Annotated in this window: 15 protein-coding genes; 3 read left to right on the forward strand and 12 right to left on the reverse strand. The window is 63.2% G+C overall.

Annotation, left to right across the window (positions count from 1 at the left end):
• Window positions 1-21: 21 nt before the first annotated feature.
• Both uvrC and AC1DXM_RS18305 read right to left on the reverse strand, forming a co-directional pair.
• Window positions 22-2100 carry an excinuclease ABC subunit UvrC gene (uvrC, locus tag AC1DXM_RS18300; RefSeq protein WP_352558014.1) on the reverse strand — a complete coding sequence of 693 codons (2079 nt, stop codon included), beginning with the start codon at window positions 2098-2100 and terminating at the stop codon, window positions 22-24.
• Complete coding sequence (locus AC1DXM_RS18305) at window positions 2097-2861, reverse strand: SDR family oxidoreductase (protein WP_477234884.1); 765 nt, start codon at window positions 2859-2861, stop codon at window positions 2097-2099. Before AC1DXM_RS18305 ends, uvrC begins: the two co-directional genes overlap by 4 nt.
• Window positions 2862-3273: 412 nt before the next feature.
• On the opposite strand from AC1DXM_RS18305, the gene AC1DXM_RS18310 reads away from it, so the two are divergent.
• Complete coding sequence (locus tag AC1DXM_RS18310; protein WP_477234886.1) at window positions 3274-3924, forward strand: outer membrane protein; 651 nt, start codon at window positions 3274-3276, stop codon at window positions 3922-3924.
• Between the two features lie 129 nt (window positions 3925-4053).
• Here the strand turns inward: AC1DXM_RS18310 and AC1DXM_RS18315 are convergent, their stop codons facing one another.
• The 3 genes from AC1DXM_RS18315 to AC1DXM_RS18325 all read right to left on the reverse strand — a co-directional run bounded on the left by AC1DXM_RS18315 (window position 4054) and on the right by AC1DXM_RS18325 (window position 6478).
• Entirely contained in the window at window positions 4054-4650 is a 597-nt protein-coding gene (locus AC1DXM_RS18315) for a glutathione S-transferase family protein (RefSeq protein WP_112560829.1), read from the reverse strand.
• A gap of 298 nt (window positions 4651-4948) precedes the next feature.
• Window positions 4949-5356 (reverse strand): hypothetical protein, encoded by a 408-nt coding sequence (locus tag AC1DXM_RS18320; protein WP_477234888.1) that lies wholly within the window; start codon window positions 5354-5356, stop codon window positions 4949-4951.
• Window positions 5357-5947: 591 nt separating this feature from the next.
• On the reverse strand, window positions 5948-6478 hold the full coding sequence (locus AC1DXM_RS18325; RefSeq protein WP_477234890.1) for a DinB family protein: 531 nt from the start codon (window positions 6476-6478) through the stop codon (window positions 5948-5950).
• Between the two features lie 62 nt (window positions 6479-6540).
• Between AC1DXM_RS18325 and AC1DXM_RS18330 the strand changes: the two genes are divergently transcribed.
• A complete protein-coding gene (locus tag AC1DXM_RS18330) occupies window positions 6541-7167 on the forward strand; it encodes a TetR/AcrR family transcriptional regulator (protein WP_312037252.1) in 627 nt (208 codons plus the stop codon).
• A gap of 31 nt (window positions 7168-7198) precedes the next feature.
• Here AC1DXM_RS18330 and AC1DXM_RS18335 read toward each other — a convergent pair whose 3' ends face one another.
• The 7 genes from AC1DXM_RS18335 to AC1DXM_RS18365 all read right to left on the reverse strand — a co-directional run bounded on the left by AC1DXM_RS18335 (window position 7199) and on the right by AC1DXM_RS18365 (window position 11826).
• A complete protein-coding gene (locus AC1DXM_RS18335; RefSeq protein WP_477234893.1) occupies window positions 7199-8035 on the reverse strand; it encodes an EamA family transporter in 837 nt (278 codons plus the stop codon).
• Complete coding sequence (locus tag AC1DXM_RS18340) at window positions 8032-8613, reverse strand: TetR/AcrR family transcriptional regulator (protein WP_477234895.1); 582 nt, start codon at window positions 8611-8613, stop codon at window positions 8032-8034. The genes AC1DXM_RS18335 and AC1DXM_RS18340 overlap by 4 nt, the downstream gene beginning before the upstream one ends.
• Before the next feature lie 128 nt (window positions 8614-8741).
• The gene (locus AC1DXM_RS18345; protein WP_142867794.1) at window positions 8742-9194 is read right to left on the reverse strand and encodes a hypothetical protein; all 453 of its coding nucleotides are present in this window, start codon (window positions 9192-9194) and stop codon (window positions 8742-8744) included.
• Between the two features lie 111 nt (window positions 9195-9305).
• A complete protein-coding gene (locus tag AC1DXM_RS18350) occupies window positions 9306-9455 on the reverse strand; it encodes a VOC family protein (protein WP_477234897.1) in 150 nt (49 codons plus the stop codon).
• Between the two features lie 39 nt (window positions 9456-9494).
• A complete protein-coding gene (locus AC1DXM_RS18355) occupies window positions 9495-10343 on the reverse strand; it encodes a 23S rRNA (adenine(2030)-N(6))-methyltransferase RlmJ (RefSeq protein ID WP_477234899.1) in 849 nt (282 codons plus the stop codon).
• A gap of 7 nt (window positions 10344-10350) precedes the next feature.
• Entirely contained in the window at window positions 10351-10965 is a 615-nt protein-coding gene (locus tag AC1DXM_RS18360) for a hypothetical protein (RefSeq protein ID WP_477234901.1), read from the reverse strand.
• A 201-nt stretch (window positions 10966-11166) separates the two neighbouring features.
• Window positions 11167-11826 (reverse strand): TetR/AcrR family transcriptional regulator, encoded by a 660-nt coding sequence (locus tag AC1DXM_RS18365; protein WP_477234903.1) that lies wholly within the window; start codon window positions 11824-11826, stop codon window positions 11167-11169.
• Window positions 11827-11911: 85 nt separating this feature from the next.
• Here AC1DXM_RS18365 and AC1DXM_RS18370 point away from each other — a divergent pair, with 85 nt between their 5' ends.
• Window positions 11912-12382 (forward strand): carboxymuconolactone decarboxylase family protein, encoded by a 471-nt coding sequence (locus AC1DXM_RS18370; RefSeq protein WP_477234905.1) that lies wholly within the window; start codon window positions 11912-11914, stop codon window positions 12380-12382.
• Window positions 12383-12449 lie beyond the last annotated feature (67 nt).

The raw sequence follows: 12449 nt of genomic DNA on the forward strand, positions 1-12449 counted from the left end.
CACACTTTTGGGCGATATGCGTCAGCTTTCGTGGAAATGGTTGTAGACCAGTTTCGCCACCTGCTCGGAAATGCCGTCGACCTTGACCAGATCCTCGACCGCCGCACGGCTGACCGCCTTGGCGGTGCCGAAGGCCAGCAGCAAGGCGCGCTTGCGGCCGGGACCGATACCGGCGATCTCGTCGAGCGGGCTCTTGACCAATTCCTTCTTGCGCCGCGCGCGGTGAGAACCGATGGCAAAGCGGTGGACCTCGTCACGCAGCCGCTGGACGAAATAGAGCACGGGGTCTCGCACCGGGAGCGAAAACGAGTCCCTGCCCTTGACGAAGAAGCGTTCGCGGCCGGCGTCGCGGTCCTGGCCCTTGGCGATGCCGATCGCCACGACGCGGTCCTCGATGCCGAGATCGGCGAGGATCTTGCGCACCGCACTCATCTGGCCCTGGCCGCCATCGATCAGGATGACGTCGGGCCAGGCCGGGAAACTGCCGGAAATGTCGTCCTCGATATCGTCGGCCGCCTCGCCTGTGGCCGCATCGTCGGCCACAGCGACATCGCCATGCTCCTTCAGCAGCCTTGAAAAACGCCGCTCCATCACCTCGCGCATCATGCCGAAGTCGTCGCCGGGGGTGATCTCGGTCGAGCGGATGTTGAATTTCCGGTACTGGTTCTTCACAAACCCTTCCGGCCCAGCGACGACCATGGCGCCGACGGCGTTGGTGCCCATAATGTGCGAGTTGTCGTAGACCTCGATGCGCACGGGCGGCTTCGGCAGGCCGAAGGTCTCGGCAAAGCCGGCGAGCAGCCTGCCTTGCGTCGAGGTTTCGGCCAGCCGGCGGCCGAGCGCCTCGCGGGCATTCTGCAGCGCGTTGTCGGTCAAATCCTTCTTCTCGCCGCGCTGCGGCACCGAGATCGACACTTTGCGGCCGGCTCGGGTGGAAAGCGCCTCGGCCAGCAGTTCCTGGTCCTGGACGGCTCGCGACAGAAGAATGTTCCGCGGCGTCGGCTTGTCGTCATAGAACTGCGCCAGGAACGAGCCCAGCACTTCCGCCCCCTCCAGCGCCGGATCGGCCTTGGGGAAATAGGCGCGATTGCCCCAGTTCTGGCCGGTGCGGAAGAAGAACACCTGGATGCAGACCTGGCCGCCCTCCTGGTGGATGGCGAAGACATCGGCCTCGTCGACCGTGGCGGGGTTGATGCCCTGATGGCTCTGCACATGCGACAGCGCCGCTAGCCGGTCGCGATAGATGGCGGCGCGCTCGAAATCGAGCTCCTGCGACGCCTGTTGCATGGCTTCAGAGATCTCGGTCTTCACCTTCTGGCTGCGGCCGGACAGAAAATCCTTCGCCTCGGCGACCAGCTCGGCATAGTCACTGTGCGAGATCTCGCCGGTGCAGGGACCGGCGCAGCGCTTGATCTGGTAGAGCAGGCACGGCCGGGTGCGGTTCTCGTAGAAGGAGTTGGTACAGCTCCTGAGCAGGAAGGCGCGCTGCAGCGAATTGATGGTTCGCCCGACGGCGCCGGCCGAGGCAAACGGGCCGAAATAGTCGCCCTTGCGCGAGCGCGCACCGCGATGCTTGTAGATACCGGGCGAGACATGATCGCCGGTCAACAGGATGTAAGGGAACGATTTGTCGTCCCGCATCAGCACATTGAATCGCGGCCGCAAGCGCTTGATAAGATTGGCTTCGAGCAGCAGCGCTTCGATCTCGGTGCGGGTGACGACGAACTCCATCGTCGCCGTTTCGCGCACCATGCGGCCGATGCGGGCGGTGTGGAACCGGCCTTGCGCGTAGTTGGTCACCCGCTTCTTCAGGCTGCGCGCCTTGCCGACATAAAGAACGTCGCCGGCGGCGTTCATCATGCGGTAGACGCCGGGCGCATTGGGCAGCCGCTTGACCAGCGTCTGGATGACCTCGGCGCCGACCATGCCGTCGGCGTCGCCGGCATGCGGCGCCCAGTCTATCGCGGTGAAGGCGACATCGGGTCCAGCGGCCTCGGGCTCGACGATCTCCTCGGCCGCCTCGTCCTCAAGGTCGATGTCCGGCGGCATATCGTCAGCGGCGCCGGCGCGCGTCTTGTGTTTCTGGTCTGCGGGACTCATTCCACCATGCCTGTCACATCCGGCGTCTGCCATGCAAGGTGCTGGCCGCCGTCGAGCGCGATCATCTGGCCGGTCACCGAGCGCGCCTCCCAGAGATAGCGGATGGTGGCGCCGAATTCGGCCAGTTGCGGGCCGCGCTTCAGGATCAGGCCGTCGACCTGCTTGTCGAAATCGTGATCTTCCTGGCGCGCATTCCTCAGCGTCGGACCGGGGCCGATGGCGTTGACGCGGATACGCGGACCGAGCGCCTGCGCCAGCATCTCAGTCTGCGTCCACAGAGCCGACTTCGACAGCGCGTAGGAGAAATAGCGCGGCGTCGGCCGCCAGACGCGCTGATCGATGATGTTGACGATCAGCCCCTCCTGCCCCTGCGGCAAGGCACGGGCGAAGTTCTGCGCCAACAGCGCCGGCGTCTTCACATGGATGGCGAAGTGGCGGTCCCATGCCACCCAATCGAAATCCTCGACGCTGTCGTCGACGAACAGCGAGGCATTGTTGACCAGAAGCGTGACCGGACCGAGCGCGGCCTCGGCGCAGCCGACGAGATCGCCGACGGCGGCCATGTCGGTCAGGTCGGCGGCAACCACGGCGGCGCGCCCGCCCGCGCCCCTGATGCGCGCGGCCAGCGCGTCAGCCTCGGCGCCCGAGCGATTGGCATGGATGGCGACGGCAAAGCCATGCGCGGCCAGATCCTCGACGATCGCCTTGCCGATCCGCTTTGCCCCACCCGTCACCAGCGCCACGCCTGTGGCTTCGATCATCTGTCAATCCTCAATCTACGCCCCAATTCCGCTAGCCGGCACATTGTGACGCGTCCAGGGGTTAAATGCCGTTTCCACCTGGGGCAGGAATGTGGCGAAACGGCTTTTTCAGCGCCTGGACCCGTCCGGATTCGGGCCGGCAGGACCGCAATATAGGACGCTGGACTCCTTGCACCAAGCCGAGTGCAGTGCAGCATCGCAAGCGTGCTGACATTTCGCTGTTGCGAAGATGCAACGTCAAGCTTCGGCCTCATTCGCGCCGGGGAATGACCCAGTTTCAGGTTCGCTGCCGCCGCATTTTGACACGACATTCGGAACCGTTGAGTGCCAGATCCGTTTCATCCCCCGGACGGGTTGATGGCGTTCAAGACAAACAAGCCTACGTGTCTTGTGGCTTAAGGAGTAAACAACAATGCAAGCCAATCTCAAATTCGCGCCAATCGCGGTCGCGCTCGGGCTCTTCGCCCTCAGCGGTACTGCTTTTGCCGCTGACGTCGTCTCGGAAGAGCCCCCGGCACCTGCCCCGATCGCCGAACTCCCCGTCGCTTCCTGGGCCGGCCCCTATGCCGGTGTCAGCGTCGGCTACGGTTTCAGCGGTCATGCCAAAGTCCATGACGGCGGCCCCGACATCAAGACCAAGGGCTTCGTCGGCGGCGTTTTCGGCGGCTACCAGTGGCAGCAGGAAAACTTCGTATACGGTGCTGAAGCCGATCTCGGCTACAACGGCGTCAAGGGTGACAGCGGCGGCGTCGATTCCAAGGGCGGCTTCGAAGGCTCGCTGCGCGCCCGTCTCGGCTACGCTGTGACCCCGGAAATCCTGCTCTATGGCACCGGCGGTGGCGCCCTGAAGAACCAGAAGATCTCGGTTCCGGGCGACAGCGACAGCAACACCATGCTCGGCTGGACGGCCGGCGTCGGCACCGACATCAAGATCACCGACAATGTGTTCGGCCGTGTCGAGTACCGCTACACCGACTTCGGTTCCAAGAGCTTCGACAGTGTCGGCACCAAGGTCAAGGAAAGCGACAACCGCGTCACCTTCGGCGTCGGTATGAAGTTCTAACTGTCGTTCAAGCCACGACACAAGAAAGCCGGGCCTCGCGCCCGGCTTTTTTTGTAGTTCTTGCCTTCTTCCCTCATCCGACCTCGCTTCGCGAGGCCACCTTCCCCCCGGCAGGGGAAAGGGGTCCCCTCACGCCGGCACGGATCCCTTCAGCTCCGGAAACTTCTCGTCGAAGCGCGCTGCCCAGCGGGTCAGCCGGCCGCGGCCCTTTTCCCATTTGCCGGCGAAGCGCAGCGAGAGATAGCCAAGGCAGGCGCGCAGCGCCAACTGGCCAAGCGTGATCTTCTTCGGCAGTTTCGGCGGATTGGCGTTGAGGAGATCGAGCGCGGCGGTGATCTTCGTCCACTGGCGATCGAGCCAGGGCTGATAGACCATCTCGTCGGGCCGCGTGCGCCGCTCATAAACCATCGACAGCGCGCAATCGCAGATGCCGTCCGCCAGCGCCTCCAGCACTTCGGCTTCGAGCCGCTTGTCGGCATTGCGCGGCAACAACAGATTCTTCGATGCGCGGTTGAGGTGCTGGGTGATGGCGCGGCTGTCGTGGATCGAGCGGCCGTCGTCGAGCACCAGCACCGGGATCTTGCCGAGCGGATTGGCCGATATCAATTCGGCCGGCTTGTCCTCAGTCTTGATCGGCACCAGGTCAACAGCGATGCCGGCATAGAGTGCCGCCATGCGCACCTTGGAGCTGTAAGGGGATGAGGACGCGTAGAGCAGCTTCGGCATGATCGGTTCCCTGTTTTCGCAGACAGTGAGTTTCTACCGATCGATGTCTACAGGCAAATGCCAGCAGAAGAAAAACTGACCGCCAGAGGAACCGGTATATTGAGAGCCAGGCGGTCTGCTCAGGGCAACAAAAAAGCCCCACCGGACTTCGCCGTGAGGCGAAGTCCTGGGAGCTGCGAAAGATAGATTACGTTCGCCCCTCTTTTCGTGCGCCATAACGCCGAGGCGGAGAGCGCGGCGTATCCAAGGCGCCCGCCCTCATGTCCCGGCATCGTCCCCGGCGCGCGAAGAAACGCGATTACTTTTTCGCGGCCTTCGCAGGCGCTGCCTTCTTGGCAGGCGCTGCTTTCTTCACGGCTGCGGTAGATTTCGCAGCGGCGGCCTTGGCCGGAGCCTTGGCAGGTGCCGCCTTCTTCGCGGCGGGTTTCGCCGCAGCCTTGGCAGCAGGCTTCTTGGCAGGCGCCGCCTTCTTTGCCGGCGCAGCCTTGGCCTTGGCCGGTGCTGCTTTCTTCACTGCCGGCTTGGCAGCGGCCTTCGCAACCGGCTTCTTAGCCGGTGCTGCCTTTGCCTTGGGCGCTGCCGCCTTCGGCTTGGCAGCAGGTGCTGCCTTCTTTACTGCAGTTGCCGCTTTCGCCGCCACTGCCTTTACTGGTGCTTTCTTTGCCGGTGCCTTGGATGCCGGCGCTTTGGATGACTGCTTAGCCATGCGATGCCCCTTGCGTTTGTGCCGTTGGCCGTTAGTGACCCGGCGAGCCTATTCATATCTGACTCGCGCGTGTCTAGCCAGCGAAGCATTACACTGAATTTTGCAGATTAAATTTCGGTTACACCGAGAGCATGTTCGCGATGATCGATAGCGAAATCGGCAAAGAATCTTCGCGCGTCACAGCGAACTTTTGCAGCAGAATTTCTGAGCGTCGCGACTCATGCGATCTTCTCGTCAAGCTCACAATCTCTTGCGGCGGCGCCGATCGCGCGTGGTCATCGGTAGCTTGGCAGATCACAAAAAACCATCGTATCGCATAGACTGATCTTGCTTCATTCAGACGACGACAAAACGGCGCCAAAGTGAACGCGAGTTTTTTGCTCGTATATAATTTGAGATTGGCCCGACATGATGAAAGGCAGTATTTGAAGGAGCGGCGCCCGCTCTGTTCTGCCTAACATCTCCGCCAGGAGAAGGGACCTGCCCAGCCTCGGTGCGGGGAGTTCCCCCGGCGGGCAAAGGGGCGCCAAGGATCGCGGCGATCCTTATCCTGCGAAGCCTCGCACCCCTTGGAATCCAAGGCTTGCAGCTCTACACCCCAACGGGCTCACGTATCATCTGCAGCCGACGCGCAGGCTCGGTCTGGTGGAGATGCACGGCAAACGTATCCCATGGCGGCGTGACGCCAATCTGCACCAGGATCCGCCCGATCTCACCGCGATGGTAGCCGCCGTGGGTGACGACATGGATCAGCATTTCCTGGCGCGACATCATTGCCTTGTCACCGTCGGTGAAGATCAAGGGCACAGGCTGTGACAGAAGTTTAGGCGACACGGCTTCGAGATAGTCGAGATACCAACGATCCATCGCCGCGACATCGGCGCCGAGTTCATCGAGCGCCGGCGTGTCCTCGGTGTTGTCTGACGCGTAGGCGTGATGCGTGCCGGAAAGATGCGCCGCGAATATCCTCGACACGATGAGGTTGTGGTTGAGCAGACGGATGGCTGCGTGACGCTCCTGCGGATGCGCCCGCTGGTCGAGACCCGCGAGCTTCTCCAGCAATTCGCCATTGGCCCAGGCTTGATAGACGAAGAGGCTACGAAGCAGATCCCGCGCGCTCATGGTCTGTATCCTTTCCGAAAAATGTGAGTATGTTGTCTATATTCTCGGCTGATGGAGCAGGCATGTCTACTCGCATTGCAAAGCCGCGCTCGCGCATGCGCAAGCAGCCGCGCCAGGCGCGTTCGCGCGCAACCGTCGAGGCGATCATCGAAGCCGGCGCTCATGTTCTGAGCACGCTCGGCTGGGCCGGCTTCACCACCAACAAGGTGGCTGATGCCGCCGGTGTCAGCATCGGCTCGCTCTATCAATATTTTCCCGACAAGCTGTCGCTGGTCGAGGCAATCCGTCGGCGACATTTCGATCAGGTGTTGTCGGTGATCGCCGAATCAGCAGAAGGCGACAAGCCGCTCAAGCGATTCGCGCAGGAGCTGGTGCGCGGCATGATCGATGCGCACAGCATCCATCCGACCCTGCATCAGGTGCTGCTCGACGAGGCGCCGGGCGATCGCGGCTCGCGCGCCGCTCATGCCTCGTTCCAGTCGCGCTATCTCGACCACTATACGGCGGCGGTGGCACAGTATCGCCGGCGCAGGAAGGACAATGAGACCGTGGCCCGCGTACTCTCCTCGGCGGTCGAGGGCGTCATCCACAATGCCGCGCGGCGCGACATGCTCGATGCGCCGGACCTGCAGAAGCAACTCGTCGAGCTGATCTGCGCTTATGTGTCGGGTTCCGGCCGCAGCGCATGAACAGAATAGCGCGATCGAGATCCCTCACCGCTCACGGCTGATAGCCGAGGCAGACGGCGCCAAGCGCGACGACGGCGCAGGCGCCGACGCGCCGCGGTGTCAGTTGCTCGCCGAGGAAGAGCCGACCGATGAAGGCGGCAAAGACAACGCTGGTTTCGCGGATGGCGGTGATGGGGCCGGCCGGGCCGAGTGCGAAAGCGGCGACCACGACGGCATAAGCAAGCAGCGCGAACAAGCCACCGGCGAGAGCCTTACGGGTTTCGGGCGCGCTGAAGTTGACGACGAGCCTGCCGCGCAGGACGATGAAGGTCGCCGGCAGCAAGGCGCCGTAGATCAACAGCACCCAGGCGGTGTAGGCGCCGCTGTCGCCCGCCACGCGCACGCCGATGGCGTCGACCGTCGCGTAGGCCGCGATGATCGCGCCGGTCGCCAGCGCGTAAAGGATCGAGGTCGTCGATGCCCTGCCCCTGCCGAGCGACAGGCCCATGATGCCGCAGGCGACCAGCGTGACGCCGACGATCTCGGGCATTGTGAGCTGCTGGCCGGCCAGCACGAAACCGCCGAGTGTAACCAGCAGCGGCACGCTGCCGCGCACGATCGGATAGACCTGCCCCAGTTCGCCATAACGGTAGGCGGCGACCAGGAACACGCTGTAGCCGACCTGGAGGCCGGCCGAGAGCGCGACATAGGGCCAGGCGCCGGTCGCCGGAAGCGCATGGAAAAGCGCCATTGGAATGGCGATGAGCGTGCTCGAAAAGCTCATGACAGTGACAGTCCACAGCCTGTCGGCTCCGGTCCGCAGGAAGGCGTTCCAGCCGGCATGCAGGACCGCCGCGAACAGCGCGAGCGCAATGACCGTCGCGCTCATTGCGCTATACGCGCGCTGGCTATGACGGCATCGGCCGCCTTGCGGGCGCTATCGATGGCGGCTTCGGCCTCACCCATCTGCGCCATCAGTGTCGCGCCCTCGATCAGCATCAGCAGCGCCGCCGCAGCACCCTCAGCCTGCTTCGGCGGCATCACAGCCTCGAGGATCGCCTGCATGCGCCGCTTGAGGCCGTTCTTCTGCCTGATGACGGCCTGGAACACCGGATGGGTGGGATCGCCGAACTCGGCCAGTGCATGCGCGAACAGGCAGCCGTGGAAATCAGGACTGCCGAACCAGCGCTCGTGCCAGTCGAAGATTTTTCCGATCTTGCGCTCCGGCGTGGCGACCTCTTGCGCAAGCTGGTCGAGCTGACGCTCGAAACGGCGGGCGCGATAGTCGAGCACCTGGACGATCAGTTCGTCCTTGCTCGGAAAGTGGCGATACATCGTCATCTTCGCCACATCGGCCTCGGCAATGATGCGGTCGATGCCGGTGGCATGGAAGCCGGCGCGCTTAAAGAGAGTGTAGGCGGTTTCTACGACGTGCTGGCGTTTGTCGATCGCAGGCGATGGCGTCATGGTCTTCCACCAGCAGTGAGACAGGTCTGTCTCGTATTTATGAGACCGATCAAGCCGGCTGTCAACACGCCAAACGAAAACGCCTGCGGGTCTCGCCGCAGGCGTTAAAGGTGGAGAAGGTACTGCTCTCAGCGCAGGACGCGGCAGCGACCGTTGTAGACCATCCAGCGGTCGAAGCCCGAAACGCAGAATTCGACATTGTCGCCGATCGAGGCGAAACCCTGGCCTTCCTCGATCAGGTACCAGATGGTGCGGGCACGGCCATCGGAGAGGCTGACGGTAGCGCCGCAATAGCGGCGGCCGATCGGCCATTCTTCGCTTGCCGGCAGATAGCGATGCTGGTGAATGCGCTGGAAATCGGTGATCGAGACATCAGGCAGATGCGGCACGTGATGCACCTGATAAGAGAAGCGGCTGGAGATCTTGTTCAGCACCCAGGCCTGCCCGCAGACGCCGCTGTCCTCGTCGGAATAGACGGAAAGATCGGCGGCCTGCACCGCCTGGGTGATGCCAAGGGGTGCGGCCAGCGGCGTGCAAAGCGAAATCAGGGCAGCAAGAGCGGATTTGGCAAAGCGAGTCATGGCAGCCTCTCAAAGGTCGATTGCGCGCACTGTGCGGATTCGGCGGCGCGCGGTCAAGCGGTTGCGCGGACGATGGTTTCCGGCAGCGGCCGGGTCCATCCACATCGCTTCCTAGATGTGGCCGTCAGGATCGGCCAGGCGGCGATTGTACACGAAGCCATAATCCTGCTGGGCATTGATGTCGGCCGTGCAGCCATGTTTCGCCGCCGCCTCGTTCATCGCATCGACCGCCGCGCGGCTGTCGCAGGACACGGCAAGCATGACTTCGCTGGAGGTTGCGGCGCCCGCAGCGAAGCGTTGCTATTCCCCGGCCAGCCATTCCAGCGACCAGTGCGCCGGCTTTTCGACCGCCAGCAGTCTGTGCAGAGCCGGCAGCACGATGCGCAGGTCGCGCTCCAGCGTGAAGGGTGGGTTGACCACCACCATGCCGCTGCCGTCGAGGCTCGGCTCCCGCGACGCAGGCCGGATCTCGAACTCGATGTCGAGCAGCTTCGCGACGCCGGATTGCTTGAGCGCCTTGCGGAAGGCGATAATCGCCTTGCGGTCCTTGATCGGATACCACAGCGCATAGATGCCACCCGGCCAGCGCTTGTGCGCTCTTTGCATCCCGTCGACGAGGCGGTCGAATTCGCCGGCTTCCTCGAAGGGCGGATCGATAAGAACCAGCCCACGCTTTTCCTTCGGCGGCAGATGCGCGCCGAGGGCCAGCCAGCCATCGAGTTCGATCACCCTTGTCTGGAAATCGCCGGCAAACAGGGTCTTCAGCCTGGCGGCATCCTCGCCATGCAGTTCGATCGCCGACAGCCGATCCTGCTTGCGCAAGAGATGGCGGGCGATGAAAGGCGAGCCCGGATATTTCTTCACGCCACCATCGGGATTAAGCGAACGCACGGCTTCGAGATAGGGGGCAAGCAGCGCAGCCGCCGATTTGTCCAACGGGGCGTCGATCAGGCGGCCGATGCCGCCCTGCCATTCGCCGGTCTTTTGCGCTTCCGTCGACGACAGATCATAACGGCCAATGCCGGCATGAGTGTCGATGACACGGAACGCCTTGTCCTTCTGCTTCAAATATTCGAGCAGAAGGCTGAGCACGACATGCTTGACGACATCGGCGAAATTTCCGGCGTGATAGGCGTGACGGTAATTCATGCCGCGCTCATTTCGAGGAGCCTCTGCCCCAGCGCGGCGGCGGCGGCTTCGAGTTGGGGTTCTCCGGCTGGCTGCCGCCGAAACGCAACGATAGCAGGAAGCCGATCAGGCCGACGGCAATCAACCCGTAGCCGACCGGCCGGGCGCGGCCGTCGATCTCGCCGGTGCCGGCGCGCAGCACCAGGTCCACCGCCCGCATCGGGATATCATCGGCATCGCCCGGGCCGACGGTGAAGAGATAGGAGCCGGGGCTGACGAGCGCGATCACGCCGGCCTCGTCGCGAAAGATCTTGTCGGGCAGTTGCGGGCTGACCTGGCGCGGATTGTCTGAGTGGTTGAACTGCAGCGTCGAGGCCAGCACAGTCTTGCCACCGGTAGCCGCGGTCAACGTCAAGATAGTGCGCTGCTGCGAGACGATGCGCTCGGCCCGCGCTGTCAGGTCGACCAGCACCCTGACCGGCGCGTCGCTTGACGAGAGCGCCACCGTCACCGGCTTGAAGCGGCCCTGCTCGTAGACCCTGTAGCTGCCGACCTCATGGCCGGAGAAATTCGTCATCGCCCAGGGATAGACGACGCCGACGGCGATACCGGCGAGCAGGATCAGGACAAACAGAAAGCGCATTGAGAATAACCCGAGTGTTCGACCAGCTTGCCAATAGCGCTCCAAGGATCAAAAGGCGATGGCCTGCGCAGCGAGCCTCGTCCGTCCAAGACAAAGATAATAGCCAAATGAATGTTTGTGCGGATTTGGCCAAGGCGAGATGCCCGCCGTCCAACCGCATCGGAGTCATGTCTGCGTCGCAACACTGACGGATGCTTGACACTACCTTGTGTTGGCGCTGTCGCGCAGGCGTTCCATCTCATCCAGCAGCATGTCGAGACCAAGCTCGAATGTCGCGTCGAATTCGGCGGCGCCGAAATAGCGGCCGGCGGCCGTGACATTGGGAAAATCGCGCGCCAGTTGCTCGTCGCTGACCGTGCTGACCGCCGACGGACCCCGGGCATAGCCTGCGGTCTCGTCGAGGATGGCCCCCATAAGGTAGTATCCGGCAGTGCGGAACAGCCGCGCCCCGAGCTCAGTGCCGAAGCCCCCGGCTTCGAACAGACCGATGACGCTGTTTAGCCAGGCAAGGCAGGTTGGCGAATTCATCCGGTAGGTAACGAGGAACGGCGCGAAGGCCGGATGCTCGCGGCCAACGCGGCGGAAATCCTGCATGGCCATGCGCATCCTTTCCCGCCACGGCAGGCCGGCGTCAGGCATTTCGAGCGCGCCGATCAGCCGATCGACCAGCGCTTCGTGCAGATGTGCCAGCGACGGGAAGTGATGATAGATGCTCATCGCCTCGCAGCCGAGCGCGGCGGCGAGCTTGCGCATCGAAAAGCCGGCAAGCCCTTCCCGCTCGATCACTTCGAAGGCGGCGTCCTCGATTATTTCACGGGACAGCCGGCCGCGTGCTCGCTTTTTTTTGATCGGTGAGTCCATGGCGTCGCTTGACAACTTACACTGTAAGGTTCACGTTCCATACCACCTTACATCGTAAGGCTAACAAACACCAGAGGAGAAAAACATGTCCGCTTATCGCACGTTTTCATCGACCAATTCCCTCGTTCGCTCCCTGCTCGCGGCCGCCGCTTGTACGCTGACCTTGACCCTGGCCGCCGCACCGGCCCAAGCCGACGACTATGACGCAACCATCAAGGACATCCAGTCGACCATGGGCGGCGTGCCGAGCTTCGTGAAGCAATTCCCTAAGGCTGGTCTGCCCGGCGCGTGGGCCGAGGTCAAGGCGATCGAGCTCAGCGACAAGACGGCGCTGCCGCCTAAGGTCAAGTCGCTGATCTCGCTGGCGGTGGCAGCGCAGATTCCGTGCACTTATTGCGTCTGGTCAGACACCCAGGACGCCAAGCGCGCCGGCGCGACTGACGAGGAGATCCAGGAGGCCGTGGCGATGGCGGCGCTGACCCGCCACTGGAGCACCATGTTCAACGGCATGCAGGTCGATTTCGATACGTTCAAGAAAGAGATGGGTGGGGAGTAGCGCCGATCTGGCCAGCACACAGCCGGCATGACGCGTAAGCAACGTGCCATGCCGGCGCCTTCGATGA

The sequence above is a fragment of the Mesorhizobium sp. P3_A2 genome (assembly GCF_056403115.1).

Excerpts from the sequence above, each read along its gene's own strand:
- AC1DXM_RS18335 (WP_477234893.1), bottom strand. The coding sequence starts at position 8,035 with ATGAGCGCGACGGTCATTGCGCTCGCGCTGTTCGCGGCGGTCCTGCAT.
- AC1DXM_RS18360 (WP_477234901.1), bottom strand. The coding sequence starts at position 10,965 with ATGCGCTTTCTGTTTGTCCTGATCCTGCTCGCCGGTATCGCCGTCGGC.
- AC1DXM_RS18365 (WP_477234903.1), bottom strand. The coding sequence starts at position 11,826 with ATGGACTCACCGATCAAAAAAAAGCGAGCACGCGGCCGGCTGTCCCGT.
- AC1DXM_RS18330 (WP_312037252.1), top strand. The coding sequence starts at position 6,541 with ATGTCTACTCGCATTGCAAAGCCGCGCTCGCGCATGCGCAAGCAGCCG.
- AC1DXM_RS18310 (WP_477234886.1), top strand. The coding sequence starts at position 3,274 with ATGCAAGCCAATCTCAAATTCGCGCCAATCGCGGTCGCGCTCGGGCTC.
- uvrC (WP_352558014.1), bottom strand. The coding sequence starts at position 2,100 with ATGAGTCCCGCAGACCAGAAACACAAGACGCGCGCCGGCGCCGCTGAC.
- AC1DXM_RS18325 (WP_477234890.1), bottom strand. The coding sequence starts at position 6,478 with ATGAGCGCGCGGGATCTGCTTCGTAGCCTCTTCGTCTATCAAGCCTGG.
- AC1DXM_RS18370 (WP_477234905.1), top strand. The coding sequence starts at position 11,912 with ATGTCCGCTTATCGCACGTTTTCATCGACCAATTCCCTCGTTCGCTCC.
- AC1DXM_RS18355 (WP_477234899.1), bottom strand. The coding sequence starts at position 10,343 with ATGAATTACCGTCACGCCTATCACGCCGGAAATTTCGCCGATGTCGTC.
- AC1DXM_RS18345 (WP_142867794.1), bottom strand. The coding sequence starts at position 9,194 with ATGACTCGCTTTGCCAAATCCGCTCTTGCTGCCCTGATTTCGCTTTGC.
- AC1DXM_RS18340 (WP_477234895.1), bottom strand. The coding sequence starts at position 8,613 with ATGACGCCATCGCCTGCGATCGACAAACGCCAGCACGTCGTAGAAACC.
- AC1DXM_RS18315 (WP_112560829.1), bottom strand. The coding sequence starts at position 4,650 with ATGCCGAAGCTGCTCTACGCGTCCTCATCCCCTTACAGCTCCAAGGTG.
- AC1DXM_RS18305 (WP_477234884.1), bottom strand. The coding sequence starts at position 2,861 with ATGATCGAAGCCACAGGCGTGGCGCTGGTGACGGGTGGGGCAAAGCGG.
- AC1DXM_RS18320 (WP_477234888.1), bottom strand. The coding sequence starts at position 5,356 with ATGGCTAAGCAGTCATCCAAAGCGCCGGCATCCAAGGCACCGGCAAAG.
- AC1DXM_RS18350 (WP_477234897.1), bottom strand. The coding sequence starts at position 9,455 with ATGCTTGCCGTGTCCTGCGACAGCCGCGCGGCGGTCGATGCGATGAAC.